Origin of the sequence: Acidovorax sp. 100 (genome assembly GCF_003688355.1) — a bacterium.
Taxonomy (GTDB): Bacteria; Pseudomonadota; Gammaproteobacteria; order Burkholderiales; family Burkholderiaceae_C; genus Acidovorax; species Acidovorax delafieldii.
The window spans coordinates 760,449-775,634 of the sequence record NZ_REFD01000001.1 but is presented as its reverse complement, the minus strand read 5'-3'; the positions used below and the strand labels follow the sequence as shown (position 1 = coordinate 775,634).

The 15,186-nt window shown below is 66.9% G+C and carries 14 protein-coding genes and 1 riboswitch; of the genes, 10 read left to right on the top strand and 4 right to left on the bottom strand.

What is annotated here, in order from left to right; genetic code table 11:
• The first annotated feature begins 21 nt into the window (after nt 1–21).
• A complete protein-coding gene (locus C8C96_RS03640) occupies nt 22–513 on the top strand; it encodes a Crp/Fnr family transcriptional regulator (RefSeq protein ID WP_043565827.1) in 492 nt (163 codons plus the stop codon).
• Between the two features lie 111 nt (nt 514–624).
• Nucleotides 625–1,602, top strand: a complete 978-nt coding sequence (locus tag C8C96_RS03635) for a hypothetical protein (protein WP_121941456.1) — start codon at nt 625–627, stop codon at nt 1,600–1,602.
• A gap of 60 nt (nt 1,603–1,662) precedes the next feature.
• Here the strand turns inward: C8C96_RS03635 and C8C96_RS03630 are convergent, their stop codons facing one another.
• Complete coding sequence (locus C8C96_RS03630; protein WP_108498439.1) at nt 1,663–2,217, bottom strand: adenine phosphoribosyltransferase; 555 nt, start codon at nt 2,215–2,217, stop codon at nt 1,663–1,665.
• Between the two features lie 222 nt (nt 2,218–2,439).
• On the opposite strand from C8C96_RS03630, the gene C8C96_RS03625 reads away from it, so the two are divergent.
• Complete coding sequence (locus C8C96_RS03625; RefSeq protein ID WP_121941455.1) at nt 2,440–5,493, top strand: EAL domain-containing protein; 3,054 nt, start codon at nt 2,440–2,442, stop codon at nt 5,491–5,493.
• 114 nt (nt 5,494–5,607) lie between these two features.
• On the opposite strand, the gene C8C96_RS03620 is transcribed toward C8C96_RS03625, so the two are convergent.
• Nucleotides 5,608–7,593 (bottom strand): monovalent cation:proton antiporter family protein, encoded by a 1,986-nt coding sequence (locus C8C96_RS03620; protein ID WP_056056799.1) that lies wholly within the window; start codon nt 7,591–7,593, stop codon nt 5,608–5,610.
• A gap of 213 nt (nt 7,594–7,806) precedes the next feature.
• Here C8C96_RS03620 and C8C96_RS03615 point away from each other — a divergent pair, with 213 nt between their 5' ends.
• The 4 genes from C8C96_RS03615 to C8C96_RS03600 are packed head-to-tail and all read left to right on the top strand — an operon-like array spanning nt 7,807 to nt 10,820.
• Nucleotides 7,807–8,808 carry an SIS domain-containing protein gene (locus C8C96_RS03615; RefSeq protein ID WP_121941454.1) on the top strand — a complete coding sequence of 334 codons (1,002 nt, stop codon included), beginning with the start codon at nt 7,807–7,809 and terminating at the stop codon, nt 8,806–8,808.
• A gap of 2 nt (nt 8,809–8,810) precedes the next feature.
• Nucleotides 8,811–9,380 carry an HAD family hydrolase gene (locus C8C96_RS03610; RefSeq protein ID WP_121941453.1) on the top strand — a complete coding sequence of 190 codons (570 nt, stop codon included), beginning with the start codon at nt 8,811–8,813 and terminating at the stop codon, nt 9,378–9,380.
• Entirely contained in the window at nt 9,377–9,997 is a 621-nt protein-coding gene (lptC, locus tag C8C96_RS03605; RefSeq protein WP_121941452.1) for an LPS export ABC transporter periplasmic protein LptC, read from the top strand. The genes C8C96_RS03610 and lptC overlap by 4 nt, the downstream gene beginning before the upstream one ends.
• Before the next feature lie 40 nt (nt 9,998–10,037).
• On the top strand, nt 10,038–10,820 hold the full coding sequence (locus C8C96_RS03600) for an SDR family oxidoreductase (protein ID WP_121941451.1): 783 nt from the start codon (nt 10,038–10,040) through the stop codon (nt 10,818–10,820).
• A gap of 118 nt (nt 10,821–10,938) precedes the next feature.
• Here C8C96_RS03600 and C8C96_RS03595 read toward each other — a convergent pair whose 3' ends face one another.
• Both C8C96_RS03595 and C8C96_RS03590 read right to left on the bottom strand, forming a co-directional pair.
• Complete coding sequence (locus C8C96_RS03595) at nt 10,939–11,493, bottom strand: RNA-binding protein (protein WP_056742615.1); 555 nt, start codon at nt 11,491–11,493, stop codon at nt 10,939–10,941.
• Nucleotides 11,494–11,765: 272 nt separating this feature from the next.
• Complete coding sequence (locus C8C96_RS03590) at nt 11,766–12,149, bottom strand: RNA-binding protein (RefSeq protein WP_056056787.1); 384 nt, start codon at nt 12,147–12,149, stop codon at nt 11,766–11,768.
• Between the two features lie 245 nt (nt 12,150–12,394).
• A riboswitch (yybP-ykoY riboswitch) is annotated at nt 12,395–12,580 on the top strand.
• 16 nt (nt 12,581–12,596) lie between these two features.
• Here C8C96_RS03590 and C8C96_RS03585 point away from each other — a divergent pair.
• The 3 genes from C8C96_RS03585 (at nt 12,597) to metW (ending at nt 15,121) form a co-directional block, all read left to right on the top strand.
• Nucleotides 12,597–13,163: a TMEM165/GDT1 family protein gene (locus tag C8C96_RS03585; RefSeq protein ID WP_056056786.1), complete on the top strand. Its 567-nt coding sequence runs from the start codon at nt 12,597–12,599 to the stop codon at nt 13,161–13,163.
• 246 nt (nt 13,164–13,409) lie between these two features.
• Entirely contained in the window at nt 13,410–14,540 is a 1,131-nt protein-coding gene (locus C8C96_RS03580; protein WP_108498593.1) for a homoserine O-acetyltransferase, read from the top strand.
• Nucleotides 14,537–15,121, top strand: a complete 585-nt coding sequence (gene metW, locus C8C96_RS03575; RefSeq protein ID WP_055402134.1) for a methionine biosynthesis protein MetW — start codon at nt 14,537–14,539, stop codon at nt 15,119–15,121. The genes C8C96_RS03580 and metW overlap by 4 nt, the downstream gene beginning before the upstream one ends.
• Nucleotides 15,122–15,186: the final 65 nt, after the last annotated feature.

The window sequence follows — 15,186 nt, the reverse complement described above, 5'->3', positions numbered from 1 at the left end:
CAGGGTTACTTTCGGCGGACCATGAATGTTCCCATGCCCGTTGCCTCCAAGGTGGACCTCAAAGGTCTGATCGACGCCATTGCCCAGACCACGGCGGAGGACAGCATGACCAACCCGCTGACGGCCGCCCAGTGGGAGGTGCTGTCGTCCTACCTGCTCCCGGTGGTGTTGCCGGCGGGCCAAGTGCTTTTCAGCCAGGGTGCTACGGACCGCACCCTGTACCTGGTCGAAAGCGGCAGCCTGAGCGTGCACTACCAGGACGAAAAAGAACGCCTGCGTCTGGCGATTGTGGGCGCGGGGTCGGTGGTGGGTGAAGGCGCTTTCTTCTCGCACCGCGCGCGCAGTGCCACCGTGCAGGCCAGCGCGCCGTGCAAACTGTGGAGCCTCACGGCCATCCGCTTCACCGAGCTGACCAACCGCCAGCCCGCCATTGCCCTGGGTCTGGCCATGGCTGCAGGGGCTGTGCTGGCCAAGCGCCTGGGCAACCGCCGCCGCCGCGTTGCGGCCACCTGACAGGCGGGGCCTGTCGGGGGTTTCCCTCGGGCTTCTTCCGCCTTCTGCGGGGGGATGGCGCGTTACACTCGATTTGGATTTTGTCCAGGCACCATCCGAAGAAAGCAAGCCATGTCCCTGTTCAGTTGGTTCAGCCGCAAACCCGCTCCCGCCAAGCCCCGCGCAGCGGCCGAGCCCTCCGGCCTGTTCAACGCCGACGCCACCGTGCCCCTGCAACCCGGGCGCCAGGGCAAGCCGCTCGTGGAGCCCCAGCCCCCAGAGCACGCAGCCAACCGCAAGAACGAGCGCATGGAGCGCCGTGAGCTGCTCTATACCGTGGTGCGCGACGCCATGGTGCGCGCTGGCGTGCTGTCGGCCAGCTACAAGTTCAAGGTGCTGTCGCTCGACCAGCGCGGCCGCCAGTTCCTGGTGATGATGGACTTGGCCCGGGAATACGGCGGCGAGACGGTGCGCCTGAGCGAGATCGAGGCGCTCATCGCCCAGACCGCCAAAACCCGCTACGACATCCTGGTGACGGCCGTGTACTGGCGCATCAACGACCATGTGGCGGTGGGCATTCCACAAAAGGGCGTGGCGCCCCAGGGCGCTGCGCTGCCGTTGCAGGCGGCTTCTACGGCGGTGCGCCGTCCGCCAGCAGCAGCGGCCACTGCCCCGGCTGCCCCGGCACCCCTGGCCTCATCGCCTGCACCGCAGATGGGCGCACGCCCCGCCGCGGCTGCTGCGGCACCTGTTTCCCCTGCTCCTTTGGCGCCCGCTGCGGCCCCGCTGGCTGCGCGCCGCCCGCTCGGTGCGGTGTCGGCCCCCGCGCCCCTCGTGTCTGCACCCGCACCGCTGGCTGCCGCGCGGCCTGCCTCTTCTGCCCGCTTCGAACCCATCGAGGCCGACGAGGTGGCCGCGTTCAAGCGCGCGCTGGCCAATGCGGCAGGGTCATCGGCGGCCACGGCTGCGGCCGCCAAGCCAGGCGTGCCGGTGCGCTCCGGTCCGCTGCTGCAACCGTCCCAGCCCACAGGGTTTGAGGACACCGAAATGCCCGGTGCCGAAGGTCCCGCTCCCGACCTCAGCAGCACCCAGTACGGCGAACTCAACTGATCCAGGGGTCATGTGGTGCACGCCCACAGGGGGCTGTGCACCCATGCCACGGCCCTCGGGTCAGTGCCCTGCAAAGTCCACCAGGGTGTACAGCGGCAGGCCCGCATCGCGCAGGCGCTGCGATCCGCCCAGCTCGGGCAAATCGACAATGGAGGCGCCTTCGGTGACGGTGGCCCCCAGTTTTTCCAACAGCTTCTTGCCGGCCATCATGGTGCCGCCGGTGGCGATCAGGTCGTCGATCAGCAGCACGCGGTCGCCAGCCTTCACGGCGTCGGTGTGCAGCTCCACGGTGGCGCTGCCGTATTCGAGTTCGTAGGTTTCCTCCACCGTGGTGAAGGGCAACTTGCCTTTCTTGCGGATGGGCACGAAGCCCACGTTCAGTTCGTAGGCCACCACAGCGCCCAGGATGAAGCCCCGCGCATCCAGTCCCGCCACCACGTCGGGGCGCAGCGCCTTGTCCATGTAGCGGTGCACGAACGCATCGATCAGCACACGGAACACTTTCGGGTCCTGCAGCAGTGGCGTGATGTCGCGGAACTGCACGCCGGGCGCAGGCCAGTCGGGGACGGTGCGGATGTGCTGGCGAAGGTACTGGTTGACGCTGAGGGGCTGCATGGGCGGGTGGGGAGTGATGACGCGGGGGAGGCCCGGGCAGGGCCAATGCCTGGGTGTGCGCCAGGGGCTGGCCAGTGGCGCGAGGCACGGAAAGTGCGTGAGTGTAAACAGCCCGGCGGTCCCCGCGCGCGCCTGCACCAGACGCCATAATGTGTTTCACTGGCGTTACAAACTCGCGCCGCCTACTGCGGGCGGTGCCCCAACCCCCACGACGATCGGCCCATGCCCATCTCCGTCCTGCTGATCGAGAGTGATCACCCCCACGCACAGGCTGTGGCGGGGGCGCTGGCCGATCCCTGGTCGGGCTGGCGCGTGGACGTGGTGGATTCGATCGCCCAGGCGCGCGACCACCTGCTGCGCCACCGCCCCGACATCGTGCTGGCCGCCCAGCGCACCCTGGACGGTTCGGCCTTTGACCTGCTGCAGCTGCTCGACGGCGTTCCGGCCATCATCATCGTGCGCATGGGGGCAGAAACCCACGCGGCGCAGGCCATGCGCCACGGGTTTGACGATTTCACCGTGCAAGACCCGGGGCTTGATTACCTGCTCACCCTGCCCGCGCAGATCGAGGCGGTGCTGGAGCGCAGCTCCAGCGCCCGTGCCCGCCGCGCTGCCGAGGCCATGCTGGCGCGCCAGCACCGGCTGCTGCAGGCCATCTCGCGGGCCCAGGGCATGTTCATCGCCAGCTCAGGTCCCCGTGCAGCGTTCGAGGCGCTGCTGAACGAGCTGATGACCCTGACCCAGAGCGCCTTCGGCCTGGTGGGCCAGGTGCAGCGTGCTGACGATGGACACCCCTATCTGCGCGTGCATGCGATGACCGACATCAGCTGGGACGAGGCCTCGCGCCAGCGCTACGCCCAGCATGCCGAGGATGGCATGGTGTTCGACAACCTGCACTCGCTGGTGGGCGCTGCGCTGGTGACGGGCGAGCCGGTCCTCAGCAACGATGCCAACCACGATGCCCGCAGTGCGGGCACGCCGTCCGGCCACCCCACGCTGCGCACCTACCTGGGCCTGCCCATCCATGCGGCGGGCGAGCTGGTGGCCATGGTGGGGCTGGCCAACCGCAGCGGCGGTTACACCAACGCCGATGTGCAGTTTCTGCAGCCCTTGCTGAACACCATTGGCCAGCTGGAGACCGCCCGCCGCGCCGAGCTGGCCCGCAGCCATGTGGAGGCCGAACTGGCCCGCACCAGCGCCCTGCTGGCCGAGAAGACCCGGGCCCTCGAAGGCACCCTGGACAACATCTCGCAGGGCATTACCAACGTCGACGCCGAGGGCCGCATCCGCGTCTACAACCAGCGCTATCTGGAGCTGCTGGACCTGCCCGAGTCCCTGCTGGCCACGCAGCCGCTGGTGGAAGAGGTGGTGCGTTTTCAGACCGAGCGGGGCGACTTCGGCCCCGAGTTCCAGCTCATCGAACCCATGGCCCGCAATTACGTGGCGTCGGAATACGCAGCGCATGGCGACCGCCTGACCATGCCGCAGAGCTACGTGCGGCGCACTCGGCAGGGCCGCTACATCGAGGTGCGCACCCGTGCCCTGGAGCCCGGCGGGCGCGTGCGCACGTTCACCGATGTCACCGATTACCTGAGCACGCTGGAGGCCCTGCGCCAGAGCGAGGCGCGCTGGCGCAGCCTGACGGACCTGTCGTCCGACTGGTACTGGGAGCAGGACGACCAGTTTCGTTTTGTGCGGCTGGACGGCAACCCGTACCACACGGAGGGCGTGCCCGATGAGATGCACTACGGCCTGACCCGCTGGGAGTTGCCCGACACCTTCGTCAACGAAGGGCAATGGCGCGAGCACCGCGAGCAGCTGGAGGCGCACCAGGTCTTTCACGACTTCGAGATGCAGCGCCTGTCCCAGGACGGCAAGCCCGTGTGGGTGTCGATCAGTGGCGAGCCCATCTTTGACGAAGAGGGCCGCTTTACCGGCTACCGGGGCGTGGCGCGCGACATCACCGAGCGCAAGCTGGCCGAGGCCGAGATCCAGCGCCTGGCGTTCTACGACGAACTCACCGGCCTGCCCAACCGCCGGCTGCTGATGGACCGGCTGGAGCGCGCGGTGGCCACCACCCAGCGCGACGGCCGCCATGGCGCCCTGCTGTTCCTCGACCTGGACAACTTCAAGGGCATCAACGACACCATGGGCCACGAGTGGGGCGACCGCCTGCTGGTGCAGGTGGCCGCGCGCATCGGGGCCAGCGTGCGGGCCACCGACACCGTGGCGCGGCTGGGTGGCGATGAGTTTGTGGTCGTGGTGCAGGGCCTGCACGGCCATGAGGTCGAAGCCGCGGCCGAGGCCGAGGCCGTGGCCCAGAAGGTGTTGCTGGCGCTGAACCAGCCCTATGTCGTGGATGGCTGCGACATGCACAGCACCCCCAGCATCGGCATTGCGCTGTTCCAGGACGCGCAGCAGCCCGTGCAAGAGCTGCTCAAGCGCGCCGACCTGGCCATGTACCAGGCCAAGGCGCAGGGGCGCAACACCCTGTGCTTTTTCGACCCCGCCATGCAGGCTGCCGCGTCGGCGCGTTCGGCGCTGGAGGGCGACATCCGCCAGGGCCTGGCGCGCAACGAGTTCCTGCTGCACTACCAGCCGGTGGTGGACGCCAGCGGCCACCTGCTGGGGGCCGAGGCGCTGGTGCGCTGGCAACACCCGCAGCGCGGCATGGTCTCGCCCGCCGATTTCATCCCGCTGGCCGAGCAGACGGGTCTCATCCTGCCCCTGGGGCGCCAGGTGCTGGCCCTGGCCTGCCGCCAGCTAGCCCAGTGGGCCACCGCCCCGGCGAAAGCCGCGTGGACGCTGGCCATGAACGTGAGTGCCCAGGAGTTCCGCCAGCCCGATTTTGTGGAGCAGGTGCTGGCAGCGCTGCGCGATGCGGCCGCCAACCCGCGCCTGCTCAAGCTCGAACTCACCGAAAGCCTGCTGCTGCACGATGTGGAGGACAGCATCCTCAAGATGCAGGCGCTGCGCACGTTGGGGGTGGGTTTTTCGCTCGACGACTTTGGCACCGGGTACTCATCGCTCAGCTACCTCAAGCGCCTGCCGCTGGACCAGCTCAAGATCGACCAGAGCTTTGTGCGCGACGTGCTCACCGACCCCAACGACGCCACCATCGCCTGCACCATCATCACGCTGGCCCGCAGCCTGGGCCTGGACGTGGTGGCCGAGGGCGTGGAAACCGAAGGGCAGCGCAGCTTCCTGCTGCGCAACGGCTGCCGCCAGTTCCAGGGCTACCTGTTCGGACGGCCTGGGCCTGAAGAGCTGTTGTAGTTTGCTATTAATTGTGTAGCTGTCAGCGCATATTGCACTAGCGCTACAGGCCGATTTCATTCAAATGGGGTGCCCAACCACCCGCTGAGCTGCCAGCGGCGGGCCGTGGGCCAGTCAGCCTTTCAGCAGCTTGTCTTCCGCCAGCGCCAGCGCGGCCGGATGGCCCGACAGCACCAGCGTGTCGCCTTCGGCCAGCAGGGCCTCGTCCACTGCTGCGCTCACATGGCCATTGCCGCGCCGCAGGTTGACCACGCGCACGCCCATGGCGGGCAGGGCCAGCTGGCCCAGGCTGCGGCCCAGGGCGGTGGAGCCCGGGGGCAGGTTGATGGTGGACAGGCGCTCCTGGTCGCGTTCGTTCACCGTGTCGTCGTCCGCGCCATGGAAGTAGCCGCGCAGCAGGTTGTAGCGCGCATCGCGCTGGTCCTGCACCAGCCGCAGCACGCGGCGCATGGGCACGCCCACCAGGGCCAGGGCGTGGCTGGCGAGCATGAGCGAGCCTTCGATGGCCTCGGGCACCACCTCGGTCGCACCGGCCTCCTGCAGCTTGTCCAGATAAAGGTCGTCCTGCGTGCGCACCACCACCGGCACCTGTGGCGCGTGCGACCGGGCATTGGCCAGCACCTTCAGCGCGGCGGGCACATCGATGTAGGTCACGGCCACGGCGCTGGCGCGCACCAGGCCCGCCGCCATCAGCGCCTGCAGACGGGTGGCGTCGCCATACACCACCGAGTCGCCGGCCGCAGCGGCCTGGCGCACGCGGTCCGGGTCCAGGTCCAGCGCCATGTAGGGGATGCCCTCGTGCTCCAGCATGCGCGCCAGGTTCTGTCCGCAGCGGCCGTAGCCGCAGATGATCACGTGCTTGCTGGTGTTGATGGACTTGCGCGCAATCGATGTCATCTGCAGCGACTGCTGCAGCCAGTCGCTGGCCACCAGCTTCATCACGATGCGGTTGCTGTACATGATGAGGAAGGGCGTGGCCAGCATCGACAGCACCATGGCCGCGAGGATGGGGTTCATCAGCGCTGGCTGCACCAGCCCGTTGTTCTGCGTGAGCGACAGCAGCACAAAGCCGAACTCGCCCGCCTGCGCCAGGTACAGCCCGGTGCGCAGCGCCACACCAGTGGTCGCGCCCATGCCCCGCGCCAGCACCAGGATGATCCCCAGCTTGAGCACCAGCGGCACCGTGAGCAGCATCAACACCAGCGCCCAGCGGTCCACCAGGATGTGCCAGTCCAGCATCATGCCGATGGTGATGAAGAACAGGCCCAGCAGCACATCGTGAAAGGGCCGAATGTCCGTGCCCACCTGGTGGCGGTACTCGGTCTCGGACACCAGCACGCCCGCAATGAAGGCGCCCAGCGCCAGGCTCAGGCCCGCCAGCTCGGTCAGCCAGGCCAGGCCCAGCGTGATCAGCAGCAGGTTCAGCATGAAAAGCTCGTCGCTCTTGCGCCGCGCGACCAGCGTGAGCCACCAGCGCATCAGCCGCTGGCCGCCCGTGAGCAGCAGGCCCACCAGCACCGTGGCCTTGATCAGCGCCCAGCCCAGCGAGGTCAGCAGCTGGTCGGGCGACGACCCCAGCGCCGGAATCAGCACCAGCAGCGGCACCACTGCAAGGTCCTGGAACAGCAGGATGCCCATCACCCGCCGGCCGTGCTCACTCTCCAGCTCGGCCCGCTCGGCCATCAGCTTGACCACAATCGCCGTGCTGCTCATGGCCATCACGCCCGACAGCGCCAGCGCCGTCTGCCAGCCCATGTCCCACACCCCACCCGCCCAGCGCGACAACGCCAGTGCCATGCCGGACACGACCGCCATCGTCAGCACCACCTGCATCAGCCCCAGGCCAAACACCTGCTTGCGCATGGCACGCAGCTTGGGCAGGCTGAACTCCAGCCCGATGGCAAACATCAGGAACACCACGCCAAACTCGCCCAGGTGGCGCACGCCTTCGGAGTTTTGCGCCAGTGCCAGCGCGTGCGGGCCAATGAGCACCCCGGCGGCCAGGTAGCCCAGCATGGGCGGCAGCTTGAGGCTGCGGCAGGTCACCACGCCCAGCACCGCGGCCAGCAGGTAAAGCAGTGTGAGGGCGAGTGAAGACATGGGTTCGATGCTATCCGAGGCTTGCGTTGTGTAACACAGGATTCAAGCAAGCCATTGGCCGGGGCTGCAGGCCGCTGCTGCCTCCCTGTTTGTGCAAGTCTGGCAAGCCTTGTGGGCCGGGCAAGGGCTTTTCTACCCGGATGCACGGACCGTGCCAGTGGACTTGGCCCATGCGACGGCCCGGCAGGCATGCCCGGTCGATAGAATCCTTGCATGACTCCCGCCCCCGCCGCGCTGCCCCCTTTTGATGCCGACCAGGCCCTGCGCCTGGCCCGCGAGACCTTCCACATCGAGGTGGAAGCCCTGAATGGCCTGGCGGCCCGCGTGGATGGTGTGTTTGCCCAAGCGGTGTTGATGGTGCTGCAGGCCCGGGGCCGCGTGGTGGTGATGGGCATGGGCAAAAGTGGCCACGTGGGGCGCAAGATCGCCGCCACACTGGCCTCCACCGGCACTCCCGCGTTTTTTGTGCACCCTGCCGAGGCCAGCCACGGCGACCTGGGCATGGTCACCGGCGACGATCTGGTGCTGGCCATCTCCAACAGCGGCGAAAGTGGCGAACTCACGGCCATCCTGCCCGTGCTGCGGCGCCTGGGCGCGCCCATGATCGCCATGACGGGCGGCCTGCAGTCCACCCTGGCGCGTTATGCCGACCTGGTGCTCGACTGCAGCGTGGCGCGCGAAGCCTGCCCGCTGAACCTGGCCCCCACCGCCAGCACCACGGCCCAGCTGGCCATGGGCGACGCGCTGGCTGTGGCCCTGCTGGACGCCCGGGGCTTCCGCCCCGAAGACTTTGCCCGCTCACACCCCGGCGGCGCGCTGGGCCGCAAGCTGCTCACCCATGTGAGCGACGTGATGCGCTCGGGCACCGAGGTGCCGCGCGTGGCCCCCGATGCCTCGTTCAGCGACCTCATGCGCGAGATGAGCGCTAAGGGCCTGGGCGCCTCGGCCATTGTCGATGCCGACGGGCAGCTGTTGGGCATCTTCACCGACGGCGACCTGCGCCGCCGCATCGAGGCCGGCGCAGACCTGCGGTCTACCACCGCCGCCCAGGTCATGCACGCCAACCCGCGCCGCATTGCGCCCGACGCGCTGGCCGTGGACGCCGCCGAAATGATGGAGGCCCACGCCATCACCAGCGTGCTGGTGGTGGACGCAGCGGGCGTGCTGGTGGGCGTGGTGCACATCGGCGACCTGATGCGGGCGAAGGTGATCTGACGATGGCGCTGTCCCCGCAGACCTCTCCCTCTCCTGCCCTGCAGATCGATCCTGAGCTGCTGCTGCGCGCCCAGGGCGTGCGCGTGGCCTTTTTCGACGTGGACGGTGTGCTCACCGACGGCGGCCTGTACTTCAGCGAAGCGGGCGAAACCATCAAACGCTTCAACACCCTGGACGGCCACGGCCTCAAGCTGCTGCAAAAGGCCGGCATCACCCCCGCCGTGATCACCGGCCGCGACTCTGCCCCGCTGCGCCTGCGTCTGAAGGCCCTGGGCGTGGAGCACGCCGTGTTCGGCACCGAAGACAAGCGCCCCGCCGCCGAGCAGATGCTGGTCACCCTGGGCCTGACCTGGGCGCAGGCCGCAGCCATGGGCGACGACTGGCCCGACCTGCCCGTCATGTGCCGCTGCGCCTTTGCCTGCGCGCCCGCCAATGCCCAGACCGAGGTGCGCCACGCGGCCCACTTCGTCACCCAGGCGCGCGGGGGCGACGGCGCGGCGCGTGAGCTGTGCGACCTGCTGCTCGTGGCCACGGGCCGCTACGCGGCGCTGCTGGCGGACTACACCGCATGATCCGCGTGATCCGCCAGGGCTGGGACCAGCTTTCGATCTACCTGCCCGTGGTGCTGATGGGCCTGCTGGCGCTGGGCACCTGGTGGCTGGTGCGCAACGCGCCCATGCCGCAGTTGCCGGCCATTGACCGGCCTGTGAAGCACCAGCCAGACTACTTCATGAAGTCCTTTTCGGTGAAGACCTTCGATGCCACAGGCCGCCTGCAAAGTGAGGTGCAGGGTGACGAGGCACGCCACTACCCCGACACCGATACGCTGGAGATCGACCAGGTCCGCATGCGCTCCGTCAGCCTCGATGGCCGGGTCACCGTGGCCACGGCCAACCGGGCCCTGAGCAATGCCGATGGCTCCGAAGTGCAGTTGTTCGGCAATGCCATCGTCACCCGAGAACCGCTGCCTGCCAAGCCCGGGTCGGCGGCGCAGCCCCGCATGGAGTTCCGGGGTGAGTTTTTGCACGCCTTCACCAACACCGAACGGGTGCGCTCGGACCAGCCGGTCACGCTCACCCGTGGCAACGACCGCTTCACCGCCGACAGCATGGACTACGACAACCTCGACCAGGTGCTGCAACTGCGCGGGCGCGTGCGCGGCATGATCCTGCCGGGCACCACGCGATAGCCCCACGCCACCTCGCTTTGCCGCCACAGCCGGAACGCACATGACCCAACCCCTTGTCTTCATCACCGGCGCCTCCAGCGGCATTGGCCAGGCCCTGGCCCACCGCTACCACCAGGCGGGATTCCGCCTAGCGCTGGTGGCTCGACGCACTTCCGAGGTCAAAACATGGGCAAGCGCACAAGGAATAAGCCATGATAGCTATGAAATTTATAGTGCTGATGTGTCGGTGACTGACAGCATCGTCGCTGCGGGGCGTGACTGCATCGCACGCCAGGGGGTGCCGGATGTGGTGATTGCCAACGCGGGCATCAGCGTGGGCATGGACACGGCCGTGCTGAGCGACATCGACGTCATGGCCCGCACCTTTGCCACCAACAACATCGGCATGGCGGCCACCTTCCAGCCATTTGTGGATGCCATGGTGCAGCGCGGCAGCGGCACCCTGGTGGGCATTGGCAGCGTGGCCGGCATCCGCGGCCTGCCGGGCCATGGCGCGTATTGCGCCAGCAAGGCGGCGGTCATCAGCTATTGCGAGAGCCTGCGCGGTGAATTGCGCCCCCATGGCGTGCGCGTGGTGACGGTGTCGCCGGGCTACATCGACACCCCGCTCACGCAGCAGAACCGCTACAGCATGCCGTTTTTGATGCAGCCTGCCGATTTTGCCGACCGGGCGTTTCGCACCATTCGGGCGGGCGTGAGCTACCGGGTCATCCCCTGGCAAATGGGCGTGGTCGCCAAGCTGCTGCGCATGCTGCCGAACCCACTGTTTGACAAGGTGCTGGCGGGCCGCCCGCGCAAGCGCCGCCAGAGCGAAATGCAGTAGGGGCGGGATTGCACAAGGCGCCCCAAGGCGCCGGGGGCGATGGAGATTGCTATCTCGACGTGCAGCTGCCATGAAAAAGGGCCCTGAAGGGCCCTTGTGACAGAAAAACGGGTGTGGTTCAGTAGCCGCCGTTGCCGCCGCCACCGTAGCCACCACCGCCGCCATTGCGGCCGCCGCCACCACCGTTGCGCGAACCCGAGCCGTACGGGCTGCGAAAGCCACCTTCGCTGCGGCCACCGCCGCCATAGCCCCCGCCACCACCTTCGCGGCCGCCGCCGTATCCACCGCCGCCGCCCTCGCGGCCACCACCATAGCCACCGCCGCCTTCACGGCCGCCGCCATATCCGCCGCCACCGCTGCGGCCGCCGCCGTAGCCGCCGCCACCACCACCACCGCCGAAACCACCGCTACGGGGTGGGCGTGGTTCCATGGGGCGGGCTTCGTTCACCACAATGCTGCGGCCGCCGAGGGGTTGGCCGTTCATGCCGTTGATAGCGGCCTGGGCTTCTGCGTCGCTGCCCATCTCCACAAAGCCGAAGCCTTTGGAGCGACCCGTGTCGCGCTCCATCATGACCTTGGCGCTGGTCACGGCACCGAACTGGCCAAAGGCCTGTTCCAGATCACCGTCGCGCACCGAGTAAGGCAGGTTGCCGACGTACAGTTTGTTGCCCATCGAGGGACTCCTCAAAAACACATGGATAAAGCGATGGAGTCCCCAAAACGCAGCCAGCTAATCTCAATGACGCTCTCAGCGCGAAACTGACGGATCACCGCAAACTTGAAATGCGGGCCAAACCCGCCAGACCATTATGCGCCACACTTTTGGAGAAAAAGCAAGGGGGCTTTGCGCGCTGTGGTGTCCGTGCCGCGCCAGAACGCAAAAAGGAGCCCGAAGGCTCCTTTTTTTGCCGTCGGCAGGCCCTGAGGACTGCCGATAAGGACTTATTAGTAGCTGCTACGGCCACCGCCGTAGCCACCACCGCCGCCACCGCCGTAACCGCCGCCACCGCTACGGCCACCGCCGTAACCGCCGCCGCCGCCATTGCCGCCACCGAAGCCACCGCTACGGGGAGCGCGGGGCTCCATAGGACGGGCTTCGTTGACCACGAGGTCACGGCCACCGAAGTTTTGACCATGCACGCCTTGGATGGCGGCTTGGGCTTCAGCATCGCTGCCCATTTCGACAAAGCCGAAACCCTTGGAGCGGCCGGTGTCACGTTCCATCATGACCTTGGCGCTGCCAACCGAGCCGTACTGGCTGAAGGTCTGCTGCAGATCTTCGTCGCGGAAAGAGTAGGGCAGGTTGCCCACGTAAAGTTTGTTGCCCATGAAGGACTCCTGAAAAAACACAAAAACGCGATGGAGCCCGACGCAATCAACAAACCTGTGACGACTTCAAAGACGCGAAACTGACCATTCACCGCTAAGCTAACTGCCCTTCTGCAAGCAGAAAAGCGAATCCATTATTAATCACTTTATGGGGCCCGTGGGGTTTTATTTCTGGGCAGATGGGCTCAAAACACCGGGTCGGCGTGGTTTTTCGGGGAATTTCAGGGCAAACCATAGGGTAAAATCCGTGGGTCTTTGGGGAGTAGCCCGCCCGGCCGCGCAATGCGCCGGGGGCATGCGTCAACACACTTGGGTTCTTTGAGACCTATGGCGTATGCGGCTTTTGAGCTGGGCGAGACCATTGACTGCAAACCGATCCACATGGCCGGAGTCGGGGTGCAGTCAATGCGTTTTCCACCCATCCGGCCGGATAGGACCCCCTCCCCCATGGAAGCCTTCTTCATTTCCACCGCCATCGTCGCGCTCGCCGAGATGGGCGACAAGACGCAGCTGCTCGCTCTGGTGCTGGCAGCACGCTTTCGCAAACCCTGGCCCATCGTGCTGGGTATCCTGGTGGCCACGCTGGTCAACCACGGCCTGGCAGGCGCTGTCGGTGCCTGGGTGACCACCTTCCTGGGCCCCCAGGTGCTGCGCTGGATTTTGGGCGCCTCATTCATCGCCATGGCGGTCTGGATGCTGATCCCCGACAAGCTGGACGAAGGCGAAGCCGACGGATCGCCACGCTGGGGTGTGTTTGGCACCACCGTGGTCGCATTCTTCCTGGCTGAGATGGGCGACAAGACCCAGATTGCGACGGTCATGCTGGCTGCCAAATACAACGCTTACCTCTGGGTGGTGGCGGGCACCACGTTGGGCATGATGCTGGCCAATGCGCCCGTGGTCTGGCTGGGCGAGCGCATCACGCGCAAGGTGCCGATTCGCGCGGTGCATCTGGTGTCTGCCGCCATCTTTCTGGTGTTGGGGCTGCTGGCGATTTTTTCGTCCGCAGGCTGACCTGATCGGTGCGACGGGCTGGGCGACGCGGCGCTGCTTTGGTATATTTGCCAGACGCGCCGATTTGCCACAGCTTGCGGGCGCTTTATAAATTCTGCTAAAGACCCGTCCGACACACCTGCCCGGCCTCGTTTTTAGCGACGCCGGGTATTTTTTTGCCGAGGTTTTGCCCTCGGTGACAGCGGCTCCTCAAGGGGCTTGCGGCGTGTGCAAGCGGTGGAACGTGAGGGCTTACCAGTTCCAACTATGTCGTTCATCGCCACACCCCAGTCCATGCATTTCCCGGATGCGCTGCCGCTGCAAAGCGGCGCGTCCATCCGCGACTACCACCTGGCCTTTGAGACCTACGGCACGCTCAATGCCGACCGCTCGAACGCCGTGCTCGTGTGCCACGCCCTCAACGCCTCGCACCATGTGGCGGGCGTGTACGCCGGGCAGGACAAGAGCGAGGGCTGGTGGGACAACATGATCGGCCCCGGCAAGCCCGTGGACACCGACCGCTTCTTTGTCATCGGCGTGAACAATCTGGGCTCTTGTTTTGGCTCCACCGGGCCCATGCACCACCACCCGGACACCGGCGAGGTTTATGGAGCGGACTTCCCCGTGGTCACGGTGGAAGACTGGGTCAACGCCCAGGCGCGGTTGCTGGACCGTCTGGGCATCCAGCAACTGGCGGCGGTGCTGGGTGGCAGCCTGGGCGGCATGCAGGCGCTCAGCTGGACGCTGCAGTACCCCGAGCGCATGCGCCACGCGGTGGTGGTGGCCAGTGCGCCCAACCTCACGGCCGAGAACATCGCCTTCAACGAAGTCGCCCGCCGCGCCATCGTGACCGACCCGGACTTCCACGGCGGCCACTTTTACCGCCACGGCGTGATCCCCAAGCGTGGCCTGCGCATTGCCCGCATGATCGGCCACATCACGTACCTCAGCGACGACGTGATGAACGAGAAGTTCGGGCGTCAGCTGCGTGAAGGCATCGACCTGAAATACAGCACGCAGGACATCGAGTTCCAGATCGAAAGCTACCTGCGCTACCAGGGCGACAAGTTCAGCGACTACTTCGACGCCAACACCTACCTGCTCATCACCCGGGCGCTGGACTACTTCGACCCCGCGCGCACCCATGCCGGCAACCTCACGCGGGCCCTGGCCCGGGCGCAGGCCAGGTTCCTGCTGGTGAGTTTCACCACCGACTGGCGCTTTTCGCCCAAGCGCAGCCGTGAGATCGTGAAGGCCCTGCTCGACAACCGCCGCAGCGTGAGCTACGCCGAGATCGATGCGCCCCACGGGCACGATGCCTTTTTGCTCGATGACGCCCGGTACATGGGCGTCATGCGCTCTTACTTCGATAGCATTGCCAAGGAGTTGCAACCATGACCGAAAAAGCGGCGATGCAAGCCCTGGCGCGCCTGGTGCCCCCCGGCTCGCGCGTGCTCGACCTGGGCTGTGGCAACGGCGCCATGCTCGACTACCTGCAGCGCGAGCGCGGCTGCAGCGGCTATGGTGTGGAGATCGACGACGCCAACGTGCTGGCCTGCGTGCAGCGCGGGGTGGATGTGATCCAGCTCAACCTCGACGAGGGGCTGGCCATGTTCGACGACAACAGCTTTGACGTGGTGCTGCAGATCGACACGCTGCAGCACCTGCGCAATGCCGAAACCATGCTGCGCGAGACGGCGCGCGTAGGCCGCACGGGTGTGGTGGCGTTTCCCAACTTTGCGCACTGGCCCAACCGCCTGTCCATCCTGCGCGGACGCATGCCCGTGACGCGGCGCCTGCCCTACCAGTGGTACGACACGCCCAACATCCGCGTGGGCACCTACAAGGACTTCGAAGTGCTGGCCACCAAGAACAGCCTGCGCATCCTGGATGCCTTCGGCCTGCAGGATGGACAGGAAGTGCGCTGGCTGCCCAACGCACGCGCGGGCACCGCCGTCTTCCACTTCGAACACGCGTAGCGCTTACCGGGGTGTACGCCCCGGCGACACGCCGCTGTCAAGCGCATCGGCTAAGGTGCGGGCTC